Below are 19,218 nucleotides of genomic sequence, written 5' to 3'. Positions count from 1 at the left end.
GGTTCCTTCGTATCAAGGAGGATCTGCGATGAATTTGAGACATTTTGAGAACAAGGTGCGCCAATCCTGGTGGCTCGTTCACATCGACGCCTGGCGCCGTAGCGGCGTGACGCGGACCGAATATTGCCGCAAGCATCGCCTGACGAAGGGCACGTTCGACCGCTGGCTCGAGTACCTTCTCGGCACCGACGCTGCTCGTAAACATGCGGAATATCAGGCACAATTGGGCCGTGAGAAGAGATTGGCTGAGCGCGAGAAGCGCCGGAAGAACGGCGTCCGGCGGCACTACGCCGTCAGCACGGACACCCGCAACAGGGCGCTTCAAGCGTTCTGGGCGATGCATGTGGAGGCGATGAACTGGAGCGGCATGAGCATCGGCGACTACGCCGGCTCGCTGCATTTGTCGCCGCATACGCTGCGCCGATGGTGCTTCCTGCTGGAGAGCAGCGAGGTGGAAATCGACTGGCGGGCGCATCTTCACCCCTCCGCCCGGCCGGTCGTTAGCACTAGTGCTATCGCGACGACGCCGGAAATCGGCTATGTGAACCATCCGCGTGACCCGGGCGGCGCCACGAAATACGGCATCACCGCTGCCACCCTCGGTGCCTCGCGCCGGCTCGACCGCAAGGCGATGCCAGACGAGGTGAAGCGCCTCACCCTGGCTGAAGCCGCGCAGATCCTCGACAAGCAATATGCCCAGCCAATCCGCTACCAGGATCTGCCAGCGGGTCTTGACTATGCGCTGTTCGACTACGCCGTGAACTCAGGCCCCGCCCAGGCCGTGAAGACGCTGCAGCGCGTGCTGGGTGTCGAGGCTGACGGTATTATGGGGGCGAAGACGCTCGATGCGATCCGCCGGCGCGATGCGGCCGGGCTGCTCGGCAAGCTGCAGGATGCCCGTCTGGCCTTCCTGCGCAGCCTCAAGACATGGTCGACCTTCGGCAAGGGCTGGAGCGCTCGTGTCGCCCATGTGCGGCTGACGGCGGTCAAGATGGCGGGCGGCGTCAGCACCGTTGCGCCAGCGCCGGCAGGCGGCCAGGAGACGGCCAATGCGAAAGATACGAAGGTGTCGGCCACGCCCGCCGGCAAAGGCACGATCACGGCCACGATCGGCACGGCCGGCGCTGGGATCGGTGCGGCCAAGGATTCGCTATCCCCGCTCACCGGCAATGGCGGTTTTGTCGACACGGTCTTTACCGTTCTGGTGGTCGGGGGAAGCCTCGCCGCTATCGTCGGCCTGGCCGTCGTGGCCTACCAGCAGATGAAGCACCGGGAGGCGGCAGCATGAGCTCGCTGCTTGCCCTCGTCCCCGTGCGCGCCTGGGCTGCCATCGTCGGTATCGCGCTCGTGCTGATGGCTGCCGTGGGCTTCGTCAAGCACCGCGAAAACGTCGCAGCGGAAACCGAACGGCAGAAAATCGAAAGGGCGAACGATGCCGCGAACCAGAACGCCGACTAGGCAGAGACGGATTACTACCAGCGCTTTGATCAGTGCCGCTCTGCTGGCGGTAGCTGGGACCGGGCTAACCGGGTGTGCCTCACCGGTCCCGGTGACAAAACCATGCGGCGTGATCCGCGATAGCCTGATCGGCGTCGCCGCCACCTCGATCGAAGGAGAGCGCCGACTCGGCGCACATTACGAACGCGGCAAGGCCGCAGGGTGTTGGAAGTGACCGATGGAGGAGAAGCCAATGCACACACCTTCCCGGTTCAAACCACAGGTCGATATCGGCAGCCTCATTGCCGTGGTTGGTGTCGCCGTCGCCATGGTCAGCAACTACAACACGCTGCAGAACAATCAGGATCGGGTGAAGATCTGGCAGGAAAATCTTGAGAAGAAAATGGCGGAGCGGCGCGTTCTGATCGACACCCGTTTCTCCGCGCTAGAGGCGAAGATTGCCCCGATCGAAGCCGTTCAGTTCCGCCTTGGAAAGCAGGAGGCGGATATCGTGGCCACGAACTCCAGGGTTGACCGTATCGTTGACAGCTTCTCCGATCAGCTCAAGGAGCTTCGGAAGGACGTGAACGCGGTAGGCACAAAGGTAGAAGTTCTAACCCGCTCGCTCGAGGATCAGAACAGGCTCAACCGGCCGATGGCAAATGGCCCGCGCTGACCTATTCCACATCACAAAGCCCGCCCCTGGCCTTCGGGCTTGGGGCGGCTTTTTTTGCCCCAATCTAGAACAGCCCGTAAATCGACTGTGCCGTCTTTTGTGACTGATTGAACCGTTGCTCTATGCGACATTCGCGCTTCGTGCGCATAGGATTTATACGGATAATCCAGCAATTTCAAATACCTCGCTGGCGTCCCGGAAGGGATTCGAACCCCTGACCTACGGTTTAGGAAACCGTTGCTCTATCCTGCTGAGCTACCGGGACAGCCTTGGCGCCACGAAAACCCGTTTGCGGCGCAAAGGTCAAGCCCTTTCCGTGTCATTCAACCGCGTTCCGGCTCCAGCACCGCCAGGGCTGCCCAGCCGAAGTCGAGCAGCGGCAAGGCATCTTCGATGAGGCCGGTGCAGGCATCGACGAGCTTGGGGCTGCGAATCAACGTGTCCGGCAGGGGCCGCTTCACCACGATCGATTTCAGCTTCAGGGCGGCGATGAGATCGGCATCCTCGATGCCGGTGGCTTCACGCGGCGGGCGCTTCAGGCTCCATTGCGGATCGAAGGCGAGGCCCGCAGCGCCAAGCTTGGCATTCATGGCACGGAAACGTCCGGGGGCGCCGACGATCGCCTGGCGAAAGGCGGCGAGTTGCTTCGGCTCGAGATCATAGAAACCGACGGCGGCAAAGCAGCCTTCGGGCGAGACGTGAAAATAAGTGAGGCCAGGGTCGTTCTTGGCGCCTGAACGCGTCATCACCGCGCCGGCGTGGGTCTTGTAGGGGCGCTTGTCCTTGGCGAAGCGTACGTCGCGATGGATGCGGAAGAGTGCGCTCCTCGGCGTGCCGCGCATCGGCAGGCCCTTGGCGATGCAGGCCGCGTTGACGGCTTCGATCAGGGCCGAAAAGGGCGCCAGCACGTCGCTATCATACAGGCCCCGATTCTCCTGGAACCAGTCGCGGTTCATATGGAATTCGAGCGCCTTGAAGAAGGGCAATGCCTTCTCGCCGAAGCCGGTGAAGGAAGCGGGCATGGGCAATCCTTGGAGTGCTGACATCACCCCTTCCTATCGCGGAAGGCCTGATGTTTCCAAGAGAGGGGCTGATATCACGACATGAGGCATGTCACTGCCATCAGCCCCTTCGGCGCCGACGCTCACGGCCCCCGCCCCCCTCGCCATCGCCGCTGCCACGCTTGAAGGTGACGCCGAGCGCCGCCTCCAGATAGGGGAACGGGTCGGATTTGTGCGGGATCGCCATGGCGCCGACGAAATGGGCCTGGAAGGAAGGCTCGATCGCGGTCTCCACCTTCTCGATACGGCGCACCACATCCTCGATCTCCGTGCGGGCCGAGGCATTGAGCAAAGCGATGCGGGCGCCGGTGCCGGCGGCATTGCCGGCAGACCCGACCTTGTCGAGTTCGCAATCGGGCACCAGGCCGAGGATCATGGCGTGCTTGACGTCGATATGGCTGCCAAAGGCACCGGCCAGGGTGATGCGGTCGACGGCGGTGACGCCGTAGCGGTCCATAAGCAGGCGCACGCCGGCATAGAGCGCCGCCTTGCCCAGCTGAATGGCACGCACGTCGTTCTGGGTGATGGCGATGCGCGGCTCACCCTCGCGGACAAGATATTTGAAGGTGCGCCCATCTTCCTCGACACGCGGCGAACGGGCCGCCATGGTACCGTCAACGACGCCATCGGGTGTGATCAGGCCCGCGAGCAGCATCTCGGCGATCGCCTCGATGACGCCTGAACCGCAAATGCCGGTGACGCCGGTACGCACCACCGCCTTGTCGAAGCCCGGCTCGTCCGACCACAGATCCGAGCCGATCACCTTGTAGCGCGGTTCCAGCGTGGCGGGATCGATGCGCACGCGCTCGATGGCGCCGGGCGCAGCACGCTGGCCCGAGGAGATCTGGCCGCCCTCGAAGGCCGGGCCCGTGGGCGAGGAGCAGGCGAGCAGGCGCTCGCGATTGCCCAGCACGATCTCCGCATTGGTGCCGACATCGACCACCAGCGACACTTCCGGCCTGAGATAGGGCCCTTCCGAAAGCACGACGCCGGCGGTGTCAGCCCCGACATGGCCGGCGATGCAGGGCAGCACATAGACATAGGCGCCGCTGGAGAGCGGCAGGTTGAGATGAGCCGCCCGCGTCTGGTAGGCGCCATCGATGGTGAGCGCAAAGGGTGCACCGCCGAGCTCGGTCGGGTCGAGTCCGAGGAAGAGATGGTGCATGATCGGATTGGCGACCACCGTCATCTCCAGAATGTCGTTGGAGTTGAGGCCGACCTCCTTGGTGACCGACACGGCGAGCTCGGCGATCGCCTCGCGCACCGCCGTGGTCAGCTCGACATCGCCGCCCGGGTTCATCATCACATAGGAGACGCGGCTCATCACGTCTTCGCCGAAGCGAATCTGCGGGTTCATGATGCCGGAAGAAGAGAGCACCTCGCCGCTGGCGAGATCGCATAGATGCGCCGCGATGGTGGTGGAGCCGATATCGACGGCCAGCCCCACCCCCTGCTCATGCAGGCCGGGCCAGATGCCGACGATCTCCCGCTTGTGCCTGACAGCCACCGTCACCGACCACTGCCCCTGGCGCAGGGACCATTGCAGCAGACGCAGCGATTCCAGCGGCGCCGTGACGTCCTTGAGTCCCCATTGCTGCTCCAGAGCCTCCTGCAGGCGGCGGAAATCACTGGAAGGCTCGTGCATGTCGGGCTCGCGTACCTCGACATAGTGCAGCGCCACGACCGGCTCGATGGCGATGTCGCGGATCGCCGCACTCTTGCGCACGACCTGGCGATGCACCTGGCTGTCGGGCGGTACGTCGATGACGACGTCGCTGCATAGTTTGGTCTGGCAGCCGAGGCGCCGGCCCTCGGCGAGCGGCCCACGCTTGGAAACGTAGCGCTCCTCCACCGCGTTCCATTCGGTGACGTGCTCGGGTGCCGAAACGATGCCGAGCTTGGGGAATTTGCCGTCACCGACCTCGATCTGGCAGCGCCCGCAAATGCCGCGCCCGCCGCAGACCGAATCGAGGTCGACGCCAAGCTTGCGAGCCGCTTCGAGGACGGAGGTACCTTCGGGAAAACGGCCGCGCTTGCCGGAGGGTGCGAAGAAGACGAGCGGATTGGTCATCGGCGGGGCCTTGAATGTCTGCCGCAACGGCCGATCCTCCTTCTCCCCTTGCGAGAGAAGGTGGCCGAGCGAAGCGAGGTCGGATGAGGGGAGCTTCGCGACCTTCTAATCTGGCTCTTCGTTTCTTGGCAACAAACCGATAGGTACGTCCACCCCTCATCCGCCCCTATCGCGGCCCCTCCCCACAAGGAGGGAGGGTGAGATCGTCAGCCGCGCGCGCGACGTCGTTCGCGGCGGCCGGCGCCTTCGGCGGCTTCCGGCTGCGGCTCGCGGAACTTCTTGATCCAGCTCATGCAGTTAGGATCATGGCCCATCACGACGTCGGCGCCGAGAATGGCCTGGATGTCTTCAAGATGCAGCGGATTCATGATCGCCGAGGTCATGCCGGCGCCGATCATCATCGGCAGGAAGGAGGCGTTGAGGCCGCGGCGGTTCGGCAGGCCAAAGGAGAAATTGGAGGCGCCGCAGGTGGTGTTGACCTTCAGTTCTGTCTGCAGGCGGCGCAAGAGATGCATCAGCTTGCGGCCGGCATCGTTGATGGCGCCCACCGGCATCACCAAGGGATCGACCACGATGTCCTCGCGCGGGATGCCGTAATCGGCGGCGCGCTCGACGATCTTCTTGGCAACCTCATAGCGCACATCGGGATCTTCGGAGATGCCGGTCTCGTCATTCGAGATAGCAACGACGGCGGCATTGTATTTCTTCACCAGCGGCAGCACGCGCTCCAGGCGCTCTTCCTCGCCGGTGACGGAATTAACCAGCGGCTTGCCCTTGTAAACGGAAAGACCGGCTTCCAGCGCCTCGACGATGGACGAGTCGATCGAGAGCGGCACCGGCACGGTGTCCTGCACCAGCTTGATGCATTCGGCCAGGATCTTCGGCTCGTCGGCAAGCGGGATGCCGGCATTGACGTCCAGCATCTGGGCGCCGGCCTCGACCTGGGCGATCGCGTCGGAGACGACACGCGAATAGTCGCCGGCCGCCATCTCGGCGGCGAGCAGCTTACGGCCCGTCGGATTGATGCGTTCGCCGATCATGACGAAGCGCTTGTCGAAGCCCAGCACGACCTTTTGCTTTTCCGAAGTAATAACCGTTTCGGTCATGGTCTTTCCGTTCCGCCTTGGAGAGAAGTCACCTGTTAATTAAGGTCGCAACCGGGCCAGCCGCTAGCCTGCAAACGACAGGATTTGGCGGCGTTGACGAGGCTGATGGCGGCCGTGCGACAGGCCTCATTGGCGACAGGCTTCATTGCTTGCCATGCGGACGACCGAAATCGGGAGCGGCCGTCTCCTGGCCCTGGTCGATGATCGAGCGGCGCACGGCGCGGGTGCGGGTGAACAGGTCGAACAACTTGTCGCCTTCCCCCCAGCGGATCGCCCGCTGCAGATAGGCCAGGTCCTCCGAGAAGCGGCCGAGCACTTCCAGCACGGCCTTCTTGTTGTTGAGGAAGACGTCGCGCCACATGGTGGGATCGGAGGCGGCGATACGCGTGAAGTCGCGGAAGCCGCCGGCTGAGAACTTGATCACCTCCGACTGCGTCACCGCCTCCAGATCGTCCGCGGTGCCGACAATGTTGTAGGCGATGAGATGCGGGACATGGCTGGTGACGGCGAGCACGAGGTCGTGATGCTCCGGCGTCATGCATTCCACCTTGGAACCGAGTCTTTCCCAGAACGCGCGATAGCGCGCCAGGGCCTCGGCGTCGATGTTCTCGGCCGGCGTGAAGATGCACCAGCGATTCTCGAACAGTTCGGCAAAGCCGGCATCGGGACCTGAATGCTCGGTGCCGGCCACCGGATGGGCCGGGATGAAATGCACACCCGCGGGCAGGAAGGGCGACATCTGCGCCACCACGGCGCCCTTGACCGAGCCGGTATCCGAGATGATGGCGTCGGGCTTGAGATGCGGAGCGATGATCTCCGTCACCACGCCGAAAGCGCCCGAGGGCACGCAGAGGATGACACAGTCCGCGTCCACCACGGCGGCGCCGAAATCCGTGGTGGCGACATCGGCGATGCCGAGCTCTTCAACGCGACCAACTACATTCGGCGAAAGGTCCGCCGCCACCAGCGTCCGGGCAAGCCTATAGCTGCGTGCCGCTCGCAGGATGGAGGAGCCGATCAGGCCGATCCCGATCACGCAGAGCCGGTCAAAGAGAAAGGGAGCGTCAGACATGGGAACCCTGGAATTTTCGCCTTCTGTGCACGATGAGACGGGGGAAGGCAAATCCTCCGCAAGAGCGCGGAGGATTTGCCTTCCCCCGAACCTTAACGTCTCGAATGAAAAGCGACGCGGCTGTCTTTAGCCGCGTCGCTTTTTTCTGTATCAATAAAGGTTGAAGAGACGGCAGGAGGCCGGTTGTCCCGGGAGCGTCAGTCCCGTTTCGGGATCTCCAGCCCGCGCTGTACCGCCGGGCGGGCGAGGCCGCGCTCGAGCCAGGCCGGCACGCGCTCCAGGCGGGCATAATCAACCAGTTCGCCGGCGCCGTAGAAGCCGACGAGGTTGCGCACCCAGCCAAGCGTGGCGATGTCGGCGATGGTATAGTCGGCACCCATCAGCCAGTCGCGGCTCTCCAGGCGTGTTTCGAGCACGCCAAGCAGGCGCTTGGATTCGGCTCGGTAGCGTTCGAGCGGACGCTTGTCCTCGATCTCCCGGCCGGCGAATTTGTGGAAAAAGCCGACCTGGCCGAACATCGGTCCGATTGCCGCCATCTGGAAGAACACCCATTGGATGGTCTCGTAGCGGGCAGCGGCATCAGCCGGCAGGAACTTGCCGGTCTTCTCGGCGAGATAGAGCAGGATGGCGCCGGATTCGAACAGGCCGAGTGGCTTACCGCCCGGGCCATCGAGATCGATGATAGCCGGGATCTTGCCATTGGGATTGAGCGAGAGGAATTCGGGACCCCAGGTCTCGTTCTTGCCGATGTCGATGAGATGCGGCTCATAGGCGAGCCCGGTCTCCTCCAGCATGATCGATACCTTCACACCATTGGGCGTGGGCAGCGAATAGAGCTGGATGCGATCGGGATGCTGGGCGGGCCAGCGCTTGGTGATCGGGAAGGTGGAAAGATCGGACATGAAGGCTCCAGACTGGCTCCCCTTTCCCAGCTCGGAAAAGGGGTTGGGGTGAAGAGGAATCCGCTTTACTGGCCCAGAAACGCCCGCAGCGTTTCGACCACCAGCCGATTGGCTTCCTCCGGGCCGATGGTCAGGCGCAGGGCGTCGGGCAGGCCATAGGCGTCGACGCGCCGCAGGATCAGGCCGCGTTCGGTCAGGAAGGCGTCGGCGTCCCTGGCACTCTTGCCGGCTTCCTTCGGGAAATGCACCAGCAGGAAATTGCCGACCGAGGGCGTCACGCCCAGGCCGAGGCCGGTGAGCTCGCTGGTCAGCCAGGCCAGCCACTCGTCGTTATGGGCAATGGCGGCTGTGACATGGGCTTGGTCTTCGATGGCGGCGATGCCAGCCGCCATGGCTGGGCCGGAGACGTTGAAGGGACCACGGATGCGGTTGACCGCATCGATCACCGCGAGCGGGCCTACCATCCAGCCCAGGCGCAGATTGGCGAGGCCGTAGATCTTCGAGAAGGTGCGGGCCATCACCACATTGGCGCTGGTCGCCACCAGCTCGAGGCCGGACTCATAATCGTTCGCCCGCACATATTCGGCATAGGCGGCATCGAGCACCAGGAGGATGTCGGAACGCAGGCCGGCATGCAGGCGCTTGACCTCGTCGAAGGGCAGATAGGTACCGGTGGGATTGTTGGGATTGGCGAGGAAGACGATCTTCGTCTTCGCGGTCACCCGCGCGAGCAGGGCATCGACATCGGCCGTGTAGTTCTTCTCGGGCGCTACCACCGGCGTGGCGCCAGCCGCAAGGGTCGCGATCTTGTAGACGAGGAAGCCATGCTCGCTATAGACGGCCTCGTCGCCCGGGCCGAGATAGGTATAGGCCAGCAGCGAGAGAAGTTCGTCCGAGCCGGCGCCGCAGATCAGGCGGGCAGGGTCGAGGCCGTAGCGTCCGGCAATCGCGGCCCGCAGAGCGGAGGAAGCGCCGTCGGGATAGAGTTCGAGCTTCTCGCTCGCGGCGGCATAGGCTGCCTTGGCCTGGGCGCTCGGACCGAGCGGCGTCTCGTTGGACGACAATTTCCAGAGCCTGACGCCAGCAGGCGCAGCGGACTTGCCGGGCACATAGGCATCGATGTCGAGGATGCCCTTGCGGGGAACGGGACCGTTCATGTTTGGGGATTCCAAGATTACTTGAGAGGCAGGACGAAAGCCGGCGCGTGAGAGCCGACCGGCTCGAAACTGGTGCCCATCGGCAGGGCTTCGGCGAGCGCGACGACGGTCTGGCCAGGATGCAGGGCGACGAGCAGCGCCGCACCGGCATGAGCTGGAACGCTCCACCCCTGCGGCAGCTTGGGCAGGGCAGCCGGCAGCACGGCTGAGACCAGCCTGATATCGCTGGTCGAAGGCGGCTCGTCGATCGGCTTGGACAGCACATAGGTCGGTAACGCGGCCGGATGATCGGCCCGCTCGACGAAGGGGAGCCTGGCGATGATTTTGGGCGCTGTCTCCCCTTCAAGGGCACGCCACCAGGCACCAGGCGCCGCTACCGGCACCAGGCCGAGATCACCGCGCGAATGGCTCAGAGCGTGAATGACGTCGCCGGCATCGTCATGCGTCTCGTAGGGCACGACGAAACCGAAATGGAAGCGGGCGACGTCGCGCATCGCCGCATTGCCGAGCGAGATGTCGCCATGCACCGTATAGGGCGCCTGCACATGGGTGAAGGTGGCGATGATCACCCGCCAGATCGATTCGACGATGTCGACCGGCAGGATGCCGTGATGGCGCCCGACGATCTCGCGCATCATCGAGGCTTCGCGTCCCGGCCGGAAAGCGGAGCCCGAGGCCTGGGAGCGCTTGATGGCGATGAGCTGGTCAATGATCTCCCCACGCTCCATCAGAAGCCCATGCATGGCGGCGTCGATGCGATCGATTTCTTGGCGGAGATCGGCAAGGCTGGCAGCCGGTTGCGTCGGGGTCATGGCGGAATCGGAGCATCGAGGGTGGGAAGCCTCTCATAGGCGGATGGGCCGGGGATGGCAACCGCCTGCCCGATCGGTCGACTTCCCCCCACAGACATGGCCATCGCCAATACGTTGAATCCCCCGTCATCGCACAACCATAAATAGTTTTCGATCTTCAATGAAAAGTTGCAACCAAAAACCCAAACAATCATTGATAAATATCTCAGCAACACTGCAGAAACAAATTTCAAAACTTCGCGAACACTATGTTGATGCCTTACTTATGGCAAAGCTATTCTCTACTTCTGACATCGCGATGCCACGAGAGCACCGCAATATTCCAAAGGGTAAACACGATGAGAATTTTGATCACTTCCGTCTTGGCCGCATGTGGACTGGCAGCGGCAGCGTCCTGCGCCCAGGCCGATGGCATCACCGACTTCTATTCGATCCAGCGCGGCTTCGGTTATGACGAAGCCAAGACACCTGTCGCGCCGGCGGCCATGCCTTTGTGGAACGCCAATGCCGGACAGGGCGTCAATCCAGCGGTGGAGGCGGCGCCCGGCGTGGAAGCGCCCACTGCCCCGATGACGACGCGCCGGGTGCATCACGCCGCCATGCGGCATCCGCTGCATCACCGGAGCGAAGCCCCAGCTTCCTGAATAAGGGGGCAGGAGCGTCAATGGAGGCTCCTGAGACCTGACTAACCTCCCGTCATTGCGAGCCCAATCGATCCTGAGGATCGATTGGGCGAGACAACTCGGGAGTGGCAGGCTTCACGCTCGGTGACACCTGGAGCCGGTTTCGGCTTTACAAACCAACCTCGGCGAGCGCGGCCTGTTGCCGGGCTGCCACGGTCTCGATCGAAAAGTCCTCGATCGCCGCCTCGAACAGGCGGTGGAAGTTCAGTTCCGCGCGCAAATGCAGGAACACGCCGCCGAGCCCGATCGCGGCGCGATCCATGAACACGAATTCGCGCGGCACCGTCACCGGGCCTTTCTGCTTGAGTGCCTGATGCACGGCATAGGCTTCCCTTCGGCCATATTCGGACGGGGCTACGCCATCGGCGATGGTGCGCACCCGATCGTCGAGCAGCGGGCCGAAGATGAAACGGGCCCACAGGTTCAGCGTCTCGATCAGGTCCTTGCTCAGTTTTTTGAAGCCCCAGCTCTCATAGGCATGCACCACGCGCTCGGCCTCGCCGTGCAGGAGGCCGCGATAGAGTTCGACCACACCGCCCACGAAGGCCGGCGGGAAGATGCGGATGCAGCCATAATCGAGCAGGTTGATGCCCGCAGGCTCGCCCCCCTCGCTGAACACAGTGTAATTGCCCAGATGCGGGTCGCCGTGGATGATGCCGATATGGGCATAGGGCTGCCACCAGGCCGCGAACATCGCCGCCGCCAGCCGGTTGCGCACGGCAAGATCCTCCTCCTTGAAGGCAAGGATACGCTCGCCCGTGAGCCAGTCCATGGTGAGCAGCCGGCCGGTGGAAAGCTCGGGCCATACCCGCGGCGCCCGCACGTCGCTGATGCCGAGCGAGGCGAAGGCGTTGCGGTAGAGCGCGGTATGCTTGGCCTCGCGGCGATAGTCGAGCTCCTCGCGCACCCGCTCGCCGATCTCCTGGTAGATTTCGCGCGTGTCGATGGCCGGATCGAAGCGCCGGTGCAGGGCGAACAGCACCTGCAACTGGGAAAGATCGGCCTCCACGGCCGACTGCATGTCGGCATATTGCAGCTTGCAGGCCAGCGCGGTGCCGTCCTTGGCGGTGGCGCGATGGACCTGGCCGAGCGAGGCGGCCGCCGCCGGTTCGTGCTCGAAGCTGGCGAAGCGTCCGGCCCAGTCCGGCCCGAGCTCGGCCATCATGCGCCGCTTGACGAAGGCCCAGCCCATGGGCGGTGCCTGGCTCTGCAGCTTGGAGAGTTCGGCGGCATAATCAGGCGGCAGCGCATCGGGAATGGTGGAGAGCAACTGGCCGACCTTCATCAGCGGCCCCTTCAGCCCGCCGAGCGCCTTGGCCAGCGCTGCGGCATTGGAGCTCGAGGAAGCCCCGCCGCCCATCAACCGCGACCCGGCCATGCGGGCCGCCACGCCGCCGACATTGACGCCGACCCGGGCATAACGCCTCGCTCTGGCCGAAAGCCGGTTCGCCTCGTCGTCATGCTCGGACATGAAAATCTCCTGGCTGCCCCACTCTAGATAGGCGCACGCCGCCGAAGCGCCAAGCGACAGGGTGGCGCAGGGAATGCGGGAGCCCTTCTCCCCACCGGACGGAGCCGTTACCCGCCCGCCCGCTTCAGCCGCATGATCGCCGTGTCCAGGGCCTGCAGGAAGGCCGAGCGGTCCTTGGCGGCAAAGGGCCTCGGGCCGCCGGTCATCTCGCCGGTGGAGCGCAGGTGCTCCATCAGGTTCCGGGTGGCGAGCGCCATGCCGATGGAGGCTTCGGTGAAGGGCTTGCCGGTGGCGCCTATCACCTGGGCACCGACCGCGATGCAGCGGCTGGCGAGCGGGATGTCGTTGGTGATGACCACGGCCTGCGGCGTCGCGCGCGCCGCAATCCAGTCATCCGCAGCGTCAGGGCCGGCCTGCACCAGCACGAATTCGATGAGGGGATCGCGCGGCACGCGCATGAAGCTGTTGGCGACGACATGGGTCTTGAGCCCGTGCCTGATGGACACGCGGAATACCTCGTCCTTGACGGGGCAGGCATCGGCGTCGACGAAGATCTCGATGGGCATGGTGAGGCGATAACGCCTTTTCGGCCTCAGGGCAAAGCGCGTTTTGGCGAAGAGCCCGTTTTGCCCTCACGCCTCGTTTCGGCGCGTCTTCAGGTGCCATGGCCCGAAGACGGGTCGTCCTCGTGCCCGAGGGATCCCAGCCCCAGGCCCATTCCTCCTCCCATTCCGCCTCCCATGCCGCCGCCACCGCTCCCACCTTGGCGGCCCTCCTCCTTGCCGCGCTCCCCCTTGCCGCCGCCGCCCGAGGCGGAGGGGCGTGCAGGCCCCTGCGCCGGCAGCTCGATATCGGCGGGGATCGGGGCGAGGTCGAGGGCCTCGCGGATGAAGGCGCGCAGGGACATCACCAGTTCCTGGGTGTGGACGGGATGGCCGGCGACCAGTTCGCGCGCCGCGCGGCTGGCGAGGCGCACATGCTCCTCGGTGCCGAGCAGGACGATGTCCGACAAGGCCGCCTCGACCGCGTCGCGGATGCGGCGGGCCCTGTCGGAGCGCGCGACCTTGTCGGCGCTGAGGTCGAGCACGTCCGCCGCTCCCTCGGGCGGAGCAGAGGGCCGGCGCAGGTCGCGCAGATGCATCGGATCGACGGTAAGGTCGCCGGTAAAGGAGCCGCCGAGCGTGCGATAGGCCGCGATCAAGGTGCGGACCCGCTCGTTGATCTGCCGGTTCAGGCGTTCGCGCCGCTGCTGGATGGTGACCATCGCCAGCAGGCGAATGCCGACGCCGATCAGCGTGAAGAGCGCGAGGCCGATCACCGTTGCCAGCAGGTTCTGCCAGGAGGTGAAATCAATGTTGCGCAAAAGCTCCTCCTCGCCCGCCCGGCATGCCGCTGCTTTTGATGATACGGATTGCAGGATGAGGCAAGGCGCGCGGCCGGCCATAGCCTGACAGGGGTTCCGCCTTGCGGCCAAATCCTCTATTGAGGCGGCAAATCGGATTGATAGCCCCTTGAACAAGCCTCCCTTTCCCGCCCGCCGCCCCTCCTCCGGGCCCGGCGTTCCCGGCCTTGCCGCCCGCGCCCTCGCGATGAAGGCCGTGGAAGGCGTCCTCGGCCAGGACCTTGCCCTGGAAGATGCCTTCGACGATGCCTCGCTGGACGCGCGTGATCTGGGGCTCGCCCGCATGATCGCCGGCGTCTCGATGCGGCGCTATGGCACCATCGGCACCATCCTCAGCGACCTGCTCGCCAAGGGCATGCCGCGCAAATCCGGCCCGCTGGAAGCCATCCTGATCACGGCGGCCGCCCAGATCCTCTTCCTCGACGTGCCCGACCGTGCCGCCGTCGACCTCGCCGTGCGCCTCGCCCGCGGGGACGATCGCGCCCAGGCCTTTTCCGGCCTCGCCAATGCCGTGCTGCGCAAGATCTCGGCCGGCAAGGAAGAGCTGCTCGCCGCCCTCCCGCCCGAGGCGGATACCCCCTCCTGGCTCTACAAGCGCTGGTCGGCCCAGTATGGCGAGGCGACCGCCGCGGCCATCGCGGCGGCCCAGCGCGTCGAGCCCTCGCTCGACCTCTCCGTGAAGGCGGACGCCGCCGGCTGGGCCGACAGGCTCGGTGGCCGGGTGCTGCCCACCGGCTCGGTACGCACGGCCCATAACGGCCCCGTCCGGGCACTGGAGGGCTTCGAGGCCGGGCAATGGTGGGTGCAGGATGCCGCCGCCGCCCTGCCCGCTCGCCTGCTCGGCGATGTCGCGGGGCTCCGGGTCGCCGATCTCTGCGCCGCCCCCGGCGGCAAGACCGCCCAGGTCGCCGCCGCCGGCGCCAGGGTCACCGCGGTCGACCGCTCGGCGGCCCGGCTGCAGCGCCTCACCGAAAACCTCAAGCGCCTCGATCTCAAGGCCGATGTGGTGACGGCCGACATCCTGGCCATTGACTTGCAGGCTTGGAAAGCCGAGCCCTTCGACGCCGTCATCCTCGACGCCCCCTGCAGCGCCACCGGCACCATCCGCCGCCATCCCGACGTCGCCTGGAGCAAATCCGCCCGCGACATCGGCGCGGTGGCCGATCTGCAGCGCCGCATGCTCGGCCGCATGGCCGGCCTGGTGAAGCCCGGCGGGCTCCTCGTCTACTGCACCTGCTCGCTGGAGCGGGAGGAGGGCGAAGAGCAGATCGCCCGCTTCCTGGAGGGCAACCAGGATTTCACCCTGGAGCCGGTGCGGCCGGATGACATCGGCGGCATCGAAGGCGCCATCACGCCTGAGGGCTTCCTGCGCACGCTGCCGAGCCTCCTGCCCGATCCCGATCCGGTGATGGCCGGCATGGACGGCTTCTTCGCCGCGCGCATGCGGCGGAAGGGGTAGCGGAACGGGCACCGAATAAGGCACGAAAGCCCTCTCCACGAAGTGGGGAGGTCGCGAACACAGTTTGTGTGCGCTGGCCCGACGAAGTCGGGTCGGGTGGGGTGTGGCGAGCAATGCGCGCCCTCTCGGAAACTTGCACGACCGTCGTGCCATCCTCTCTTGCATTGCGCACTGCCCTCCACACCCCATCCGGCATTTCTTCGAAACGCCACCTTCCCCACTTCGTGGAGAAGGCGCCCGCGCCCTTCCGGGGAAGCTCCAAGATATTCCCCCCGTTTAAAACTGGGGCCATGTCGCTGAAAACACCGGCCCGAGGCTTGCGCGAAGCTCACGCAATGGCCACAAGGAGCCTATCGCCGACGTCGGCATGCCCGCTCCGGGCGCCCGTCCCTTCGTTCCCTTCTCTGGAGGTCCGCGTCAGGAATGAGCCGAGGCACTCTGGGCCCCAAGCTCCGTCTCTCCCTCACTGCTGCCGGCCAATCCGGCCGCGCCGTGCTGACGCGCCTTTACCTCCTGCCCTTCATGCGCTGGCGCTTCGGCCGCGGCGATCCCGAAAAGCTGGTGCTGGCCCCGCAGGATTTGAGGGCCGCCGACCCCACCCGCGCCGCCGAGCTGGTGGATGGCCGCTTCACCTTCGTCGCCAAGACGATCGTGCTCAACGAGGTCTCCCCCTTCGCCATCGCCCCGCCCTCGCCGGCCTGGCGCGAGACCCTGCTCGGCTTCACCTGGCTGAGGCACCTGCGGGCCGCTGACGGCAGCGCCGGCAAGCAGGTGGCGCGCCGCCTCGTCGGCGATTTCGTGCGCTCGAACCTGCGCTTCCAGCCCGAGGCGCTCGACCCACTGCTGACCGCGCGGCGCCTGCTCGCCTGGGTCTCGATGGCGCCCATGGTGCTCGACGGCGCCGATCGCGGCTTCTACCGCGCCTTCCTGCGCTCGGTCGCCTGGCAGACCAGCTATCTCCTGCATGCCGGCCGCTCCACCACCGACGGCATGCCGCGCCTGCTCTGCGCCATCGCGGTGATGCAGGTGAGCCTCTGCCTCTCCAACAAGGCGGGCCTGCGCCGCCCCGCCCAGCGCTGGCTCACGGCTGAACTCAACCGCCAGATCCTGGCCGACGGTATCCATATCTCCCGCAACCCGCAGGCCAATATCGAGCTCCTGCTCGATCTCCTGCCGCTGCGCCAATCCTTCGCCGCCCGCAATGCCGTGGCCCCGCCCGAACTGATCGGCGCCATCGACCGCATGATGCCGATGCTGCGCTTCTTCCGCCATGCCGACGGCGCCTTCGCCGCCTTCAACGGCATGGGCTACACCCAGAGCCATTTGATCGCCACGCTGCTCGCCTATGATGATGCCCGCGGCAAGCCGGTGCAGAACGCCCCCCATGGCGGCTATCAGCGCCTGGAGGCCAATGGCGCCGTGCTGCTGGTCGACACCGGCAAGCCGCCGCCGGTGAACGTCTCGCAGGAAGCCCATGCCGGCACGCTCGCCTTCGAGTTCTCGGCCGACAATTTCCGCATCGTGGTCAATTGCGGCGCGCCCGCGCCGGGCCGCGAGAATTGGCGCCACCTCGCCCGTTCCACCGGCGCCCATTCCACCGCCATCGTGGCCGACGCCTCCTCCAGCCATTTCGCCGGCGGCACGCGGAAGCCCGGCGCGACCGCGCCGAGCCTGGGCGGCCGGGCCATCCTCTCCGGCCCCAAGCATGTGCCGGTGCAGCGCGAGAACTCGCCGGCGGCCAGCACCATCACCGCCTCCCATGACGGCTACCGCCACGACTTCGGCCTGATCCACCAGCGCGAGCTGACGCTGAGCCAGATCACCGGCGCGCTGGAGGGCCGCGACAGCTTCCTCGACCACAAGGCCGAGCCCTGGAAGGGCAAGGAGCCGGTGCTGCTGCGCTTCCACCTCCACCCCGCCGTCGCCGCCCGGCCCGCCAATGGCGACACCCAGATCGTCATCACCCTGCCGAGCGGCAAGGAATGGCTGTTCCTGGCCGACGTGCCGTTCACGCTGGCCGAGACCGCCCATCTCGCCAACCCCGAGGGGCCGCGCCGCAGCGTGCAGATCGTGATGACCCTGCCGGAGGGCGAGCACACGATGAGCTGGGCCTTCCTGCCGGCCGATCCGGTGTGACGGGAATGAGGCGCCTCCTACCCATCACGCTGGCGGTGCTGGCGGCCGGGCCGGCAATGGCCCAGGACCGGCCGGAGGACTACATGACCTTCTCCTGCACCCATCTTCCCGCGATGAAGGTCACCCAGCAATTGGTCGCGCTCTATGGCGACAAGGGCGACAAGCTCGTCGTCGCCTCGGATCTCGAGAACTACCTGGCGCTGGTCTCGCTGGATAATGTCGCCAAGCTCAGGAAGGACGGCAAAGCCTATGAGAAGTTCTTCCCGGCCCGGAAGGTCGGTGGCAAAAGCGAGGCGCCCGTCACGCTGCAATATCATCTTGAAAAAGACGAAACGAGCGGGAAGCAGCGCCTGAAGGTCACGAATTCCGTGAATGGCACGAAGGTCATGGACTGCACGCCGGTCCAGAAATGAACCGGCGCTTTTGTGAAAGTGGAAATCGCCAACCCGGCTTTGAACACGCCGGATCTTGCGCCTATCCTGGATCGGGAAGCGCCAGGCGTCTCCAGCCTGCCGGGTTCTCCTAGAGCAAAGTGCGTTCAAGCGTGAACGCCCATTTGCTCTAACTCCTTGTTCCGACGCGTCTTTGCGATTCTCGGTGATTCCACCAAGTCGCAAAACGCTTTAGGACCTGAAAGGGACGCGACGGGACGATCAGGCCCGGCGCCATCATTGCACAATACCTCGTGGATACAGGCCATGACGCCTTCCGGTTTTCGCTTCCCGCCCGCCGCCTTCTTCGGCATTCCGCTCGGCCTGCTGGCGCTCGGGCTGCTCTGGCGCGGGGCTGAGCGCCTCTGGCTCCTGCCGGCCGGCATATCCGAGGCGATCCTCGCCATCGGCGCCCTGGTCTGGGCGCTGCTGATCGTGCTGTTCGCCGGCAAATGGCTGTTTGCGCCGGGCGATGCGCGCGCCGAATTCGCCGATGCGATCCAGTGCTGCTTCATCGGCCTCGCGCCGGTGACGACGATGCTGACCGCCCAGGCCTTGCTGCCCTATTCCCGCACGGGCGGCCTCGTGCTGGCGCTCATCGGCGCCCTCGGCGCCATCGCCTTCGCCGTCTACCGTTCGGGTGGCCTGTGGCGCGGTGAGCGGGACATCGGCACGGCGACGGCCGTGCTCTATCTGCCGACCGTCGCCGCCAGCTTCGTATCGGCCTCGACGCTGTCGGCCCTCGGCTGGCCGGAATGGGGCCAGCTGGCCTTCGGCGGCGGCGTGTTCTCCTGGCTGGCACTGGAATCGGTGTTGATCAACCGCCTGCTGCACGGGCCGGCCCTGCCGGAAAGGCTGCGCCCCACGCTCGGCATCCAGCTCGCGCCGCCGGCGGTGGGCGCGGTGGCCTATCTCAATGTCAGCGGCGGGCATGGCGATGTCTTCGCCATGGCGCTGATCGGCTATGCCATCCTGCAGGGCCTGATCCTGCTGCGCCTGCTGCCCTGGATCATGGCCCAGCCCTTCTCGCCCGGCTATTGGGGCTTCAGCTTCGGCGTCGCCGCCCTGCCGACTGCCGTGATCCGCCTGGCCGCGGAAGGCGGCAGCCCGCCGGCGCAACTGCTCGCGCCCTTCCTGTTCGCCATCGCCAATATCGTGATCGGCTTGCTGGCGGTGGGCAGCCTCTATCTCCTGGCACGCGGCAAGCTGCTGCCGCCGCCACCGACCCAGCCAACGGGGGCGAAGGTGTAGTCTATCCGCGCGAACTGCCGTTGAGCCAGACCACCGGGGCGTTGTCACCCTTGCCTGGCCGCTACGATTTCGCCAACCTTTCGCCGGCGGA

18 protein-coding genes and 1 tRNA gene are annotated in these 19,218 nt (G+C 65.6%); 8 read left to right on the top strand and 11 right to left on the bottom strand.

Annotated features, from left to right (window positions below):
- Positions 1–28 precede the first annotated feature (28 nt).
- The 3 genes from tnpA to ACN6KF_RS24585 all read left to right on the top strand — a co-directional run bounded on the left by tnpA (position 29) and on the right by ACN6KF_RS24585 (position 2,113).
- Positions 29–1,288 (top strand): IS66 family insertion sequence element accessory protein TnpA, encoded by a 1,260-nt coding sequence (tnpA, locus tag ACN6KF_RS24595; RefSeq protein ID WP_434959372.1) that lies wholly within the window; start codon positions 29–31, stop codon positions 1,286–1,288.
- On the top strand, positions 1,285–1,458 hold the full coding sequence (locus ACN6KF_RS24590) for a hypothetical protein (protein WP_434959371.1): 174 nt from the start codon (positions 1,285–1,287) through the stop codon (positions 1,456–1,458). Before tnpA ends, ACN6KF_RS24590 begins: the two co-directional genes overlap by 4 nt.
- A gap of 232 nt (positions 1,459–1,690) precedes the next feature.
- Positions 1,691–2,113 carry a hypothetical protein gene (locus ACN6KF_RS24585; RefSeq protein WP_434959370.1) on the top strand — a complete coding sequence of 141 codons (423 nt, stop codon included), beginning with the start codon at positions 1,691–1,693 and terminating at the stop codon, positions 2,111–2,113.
- Positions 2,114–2,301: 188 nt separating this feature from the next.
- Here the strand turns inward: ACN6KF_RS24585 and ACN6KF_RS24580 are convergent.
- The 8 genes from ACN6KF_RS24580 to ACN6KF_RS24545 all read right to left on the bottom strand — a co-directional run bounded on the left by ACN6KF_RS24580 (position 2,302) and on the right by ACN6KF_RS24545 (position 10,294).
- A tRNA-Arg gene (locus ACN6KF_RS24580) sits at positions 2,302–2,378 on the bottom strand.
- A 58-nt stretch (positions 2,379–2,436) separates the two neighbouring features.
- A complete protein-coding gene (locus ACN6KF_RS24575) occupies positions 2,437–3,159 on the bottom strand; it encodes a DUF2461 domain-containing protein (protein ID WP_434959369.1) in 723 nt (240 codons plus the stop codon).
- A gap of 76 nt (positions 3,160–3,235) precedes the next feature.
- Entirely contained in the window at positions 3,236–5,245 is a 2,010-nt protein-coding gene (locus ACN6KF_RS24570) for an ASKHA domain-containing protein (protein ID WP_434959759.1), read from the bottom strand.
- 206 nt (positions 5,246–5,451) lie between these two features.
- A complete protein-coding gene (locus tag ACN6KF_RS24565) occupies positions 5,452–6,351 on the bottom strand; it encodes a methyltetrahydrofolate cobalamin methyltransferase (RefSeq protein ID WP_434959368.1) in 900 nt (299 codons plus the stop codon).
- Positions 6,352–6,493: 142 nt separating this feature from the next.
- A complete protein-coding gene (locus tag ACN6KF_RS24560; RefSeq protein WP_434959367.1) occupies positions 6,494–7,423 on the bottom strand; it encodes a prephenate/arogenate dehydrogenase family protein in 930 nt (309 codons plus the stop codon).
- A gap of 197 nt (positions 7,424–7,620) precedes the next feature.
- Positions 7,621–8,325: a glutathione S-transferase N-terminal domain-containing protein gene (locus ACN6KF_RS24555; protein WP_434959366.1), complete on the bottom strand. Its 705-nt coding sequence runs from the start codon at positions 8,323–8,325 to the stop codon at positions 7,621–7,623.
- Positions 8,326–8,390: 65 nt separating this feature from the next.
- On the bottom strand, positions 8,391–9,482 hold the full coding sequence (locus tag ACN6KF_RS24550) for a pyridoxal phosphate-dependent aminotransferase (RefSeq protein ID WP_434959365.1): 1,092 nt from the start codon (positions 9,480–9,482) through the stop codon (positions 8,391–8,393).
- A gap of 17 nt (positions 9,483–9,499) precedes the next feature.
- Positions 9,500–10,294 (bottom strand): chorismate mutase, encoded by a 795-nt coding sequence (locus tag ACN6KF_RS24545; RefSeq protein WP_434959364.1) that lies wholly within the window; start codon positions 10,292–10,294, stop codon positions 9,500–9,502.
- A gap of 338 nt (positions 10,295–10,632) precedes the next feature.
- On the opposite strand from ACN6KF_RS24545, the gene ACN6KF_RS24540 reads away from it, so the two are divergent.
- Entirely contained in the window at positions 10,633–10,938 is a 306-nt protein-coding gene (locus ACN6KF_RS24540; protein ID WP_434959363.1) for a hypothetical protein, read from the top strand.
- A 148-nt stretch (positions 10,939–11,086) separates the two neighbouring features.
- Here the strand turns inward: ACN6KF_RS24540 and ACN6KF_RS24535 are convergent, their stop codons facing one another.
- The 3 genes from ACN6KF_RS24535 to ACN6KF_RS24525 form a co-directional block, all read right to left on the bottom strand.
- Entirely contained in the window at positions 11,087–12,448 is a 1,362-nt protein-coding gene (locus tag ACN6KF_RS24535; protein ID WP_434959362.1) for an ABC1 kinase family protein, read from the bottom strand.
- Between the two features lie 107 nt (positions 12,449–12,555).
- Positions 12,556–13,014: a YaiI/YqxD family protein gene (locus ACN6KF_RS24530; RefSeq protein WP_434959361.1), complete on the bottom strand. Its 459-nt coding sequence runs from the start codon at positions 13,012–13,014 to the stop codon at positions 12,556–12,558.
- An 89-nt stretch (positions 13,015–13,103) separates the two neighbouring features.
- On the bottom strand, positions 13,104–13,811 hold the full coding sequence (locus tag ACN6KF_RS24525; protein WP_434959360.1) for a hypothetical protein: 708 nt from the start codon (positions 13,809–13,811) through the stop codon (positions 13,104–13,106).
- Between the two features lie 148 nt (positions 13,812–13,959).
- On the opposite strand from ACN6KF_RS24525, the gene ACN6KF_RS24520 reads away from it, so the two are divergent.
- From ACN6KF_RS24520 to tehA, 4 genes are all read left to right on the top strand, one after another.
- The gene (locus ACN6KF_RS24520; protein ID WP_434959359.1) at positions 13,960–15,309 is read left to right on the top strand and encodes an RsmB/NOP family class I SAM-dependent RNA methyltransferase; all 1,350 of its coding nucleotides are present in this window, start codon (positions 13,960–13,962) and stop codon (positions 15,307–15,309) included.
- Positions 15,310–15,732: 423 nt separating this feature from the next.
- Positions 15,733–17,445 carry a heparinase II/III family protein gene (locus ACN6KF_RS24515; protein WP_434959358.1) on the top strand — a complete coding sequence of 571 codons (1,713 nt, stop codon included), beginning with the start codon at positions 15,733–15,735 and terminating at the stop codon, positions 17,443–17,445.
- Between the two features lie 5 nt (positions 17,446–17,450).
- Positions 17,451–17,858, top strand: a complete 408-nt coding sequence (locus ACN6KF_RS24510) for a hypothetical protein (RefSeq protein WP_434959357.1) — start codon at positions 17,451–17,453, stop codon at positions 17,856–17,858.
- A gap of 285 nt (positions 17,859–18,143) precedes the next feature.
- Entirely contained in the window at positions 18,144–19,127 is a 984-nt protein-coding gene (tehA, locus tag ACN6KF_RS24505) for a dicarboxylate transporter/tellurite-resistance protein TehA (RefSeq protein ID WP_434959356.1), read from the top strand.
- Positions 19,128–19,218: the final 91 nt, after the last annotated feature.

Source organism: Labrys methylaminiphilus subsp. lupini (genome assembly GCF_051161885.1).
Classification (GTDB): Bacteria; Pseudomonadota; Alphaproteobacteria; order Rhizobiales; family Labraceae; genus Labrys.
Note: the sequence above shows the minus strand (reverse complement) of the source record. Positions and strands in the feature narration are given on the sequence as shown.

Excerpts from the sequence above, each read along its gene's own strand:
- ACN6KF_RS24545 (WP_434959364.1), bottom strand. The coding sequence starts at position 10,294 with ATGACCCCGACGCAACCGGCTGCCAGCCTTGCCGATCTCCGCCAAGAA.
- ACN6KF_RS24570 (WP_434959759.1), bottom strand. The coding sequence starts at position 5,245 with ATGACCAATCCGCTCGTCTTCTTCGCACCCTCCGGCAAGCGCGGCCGT.
- ACN6KF_RS24565 (WP_434959368.1), bottom strand. The coding sequence starts at position 6,351 with ATGACCGAAACGGTTATTACTTCGGAAAAGCAAAAGGTCGTGCTGGGC.
- ACN6KF_RS24535 (WP_434959362.1), bottom strand. The coding sequence starts at position 12,448 with ATGTCCGAGCATGACGACGAGGCGAACCGGCTTTCGGCCAGAGCGAGG.
- ACN6KF_RS24540 (WP_434959363.1), top strand. The coding sequence starts at position 10,633 with ATGAGAATTTTGATCACTTCCGTCTTGGCCGCATGTGGACTGGCAGCG.
- ACN6KF_RS24590 (WP_434959371.1), top strand. The coding sequence starts at position 1,285 with ATGAGCTCGCTGCTTGCCCTCGTCCCCGTGCGCGCCTGGGCTGCCATC.
- ACN6KF_RS24510 (WP_434959357.1), top strand. The coding sequence starts at position 17,451 with ATGAGGCGCCTCCTACCCATCACGCTGGCGGTGCTGGCGGCCGGGCCG.
- ACN6KF_RS24550 (WP_434959365.1), bottom strand. The coding sequence starts at position 9,482 with ATGAACGGTCCCGTTCCCCGCAAGGGCATCCTCGACATCGATGCCTAT.
- ACN6KF_RS24575 (WP_434959369.1), bottom strand. The coding sequence starts at position 3,159 with ATGTCAGCACTCCAAGGATTGCCCATGCCCGCTTCCTTCACCGGCTTC.
- ACN6KF_RS24555 (WP_434959366.1), bottom strand. The coding sequence starts at position 8,325 with ATGTCCGATCTTTCCACCTTCCCGATCACCAAGCGCTGGCCCGCCCAG.
- ACN6KF_RS24530 (WP_434959361.1), bottom strand. The coding sequence starts at position 13,014 with ATGCCCATCGAGATCTTCGTCGACGCCGATGCCTGCCCCGTCAAGGAC.
- ACN6KF_RS24585 (WP_434959370.1), top strand. The coding sequence starts at position 1,691 with ATGCACACACCTTCCCGGTTCAAACCACAGGTCGATATCGGCAGCCTC.
- tehA (WP_434959356.1), top strand. The coding sequence starts at position 18,144 with ATGACGCCTTCCGGTTTTCGCTTCCCGCCCGCCGCCTTCTTCGGCATT.
- ACN6KF_RS24560 (WP_434959367.1), bottom strand. The coding sequence starts at position 7,423 with ATGTCTGACGCTCCCTTTCTCTTTGACCGGCTCTGCGTGATCGGGATC.
- ACN6KF_RS24515 (WP_434959358.1), top strand. The coding sequence starts at position 15,733 with ATGAGCCGAGGCACTCTGGGCCCCAAGCTCCGTCTCTCCCTCACTGCT.
- tnpA (WP_434959372.1), top strand. The coding sequence starts at position 29 with ATGAATTTGAGACATTTTGAGAACAAGGTGCGCCAATCCTGGTGGCTC.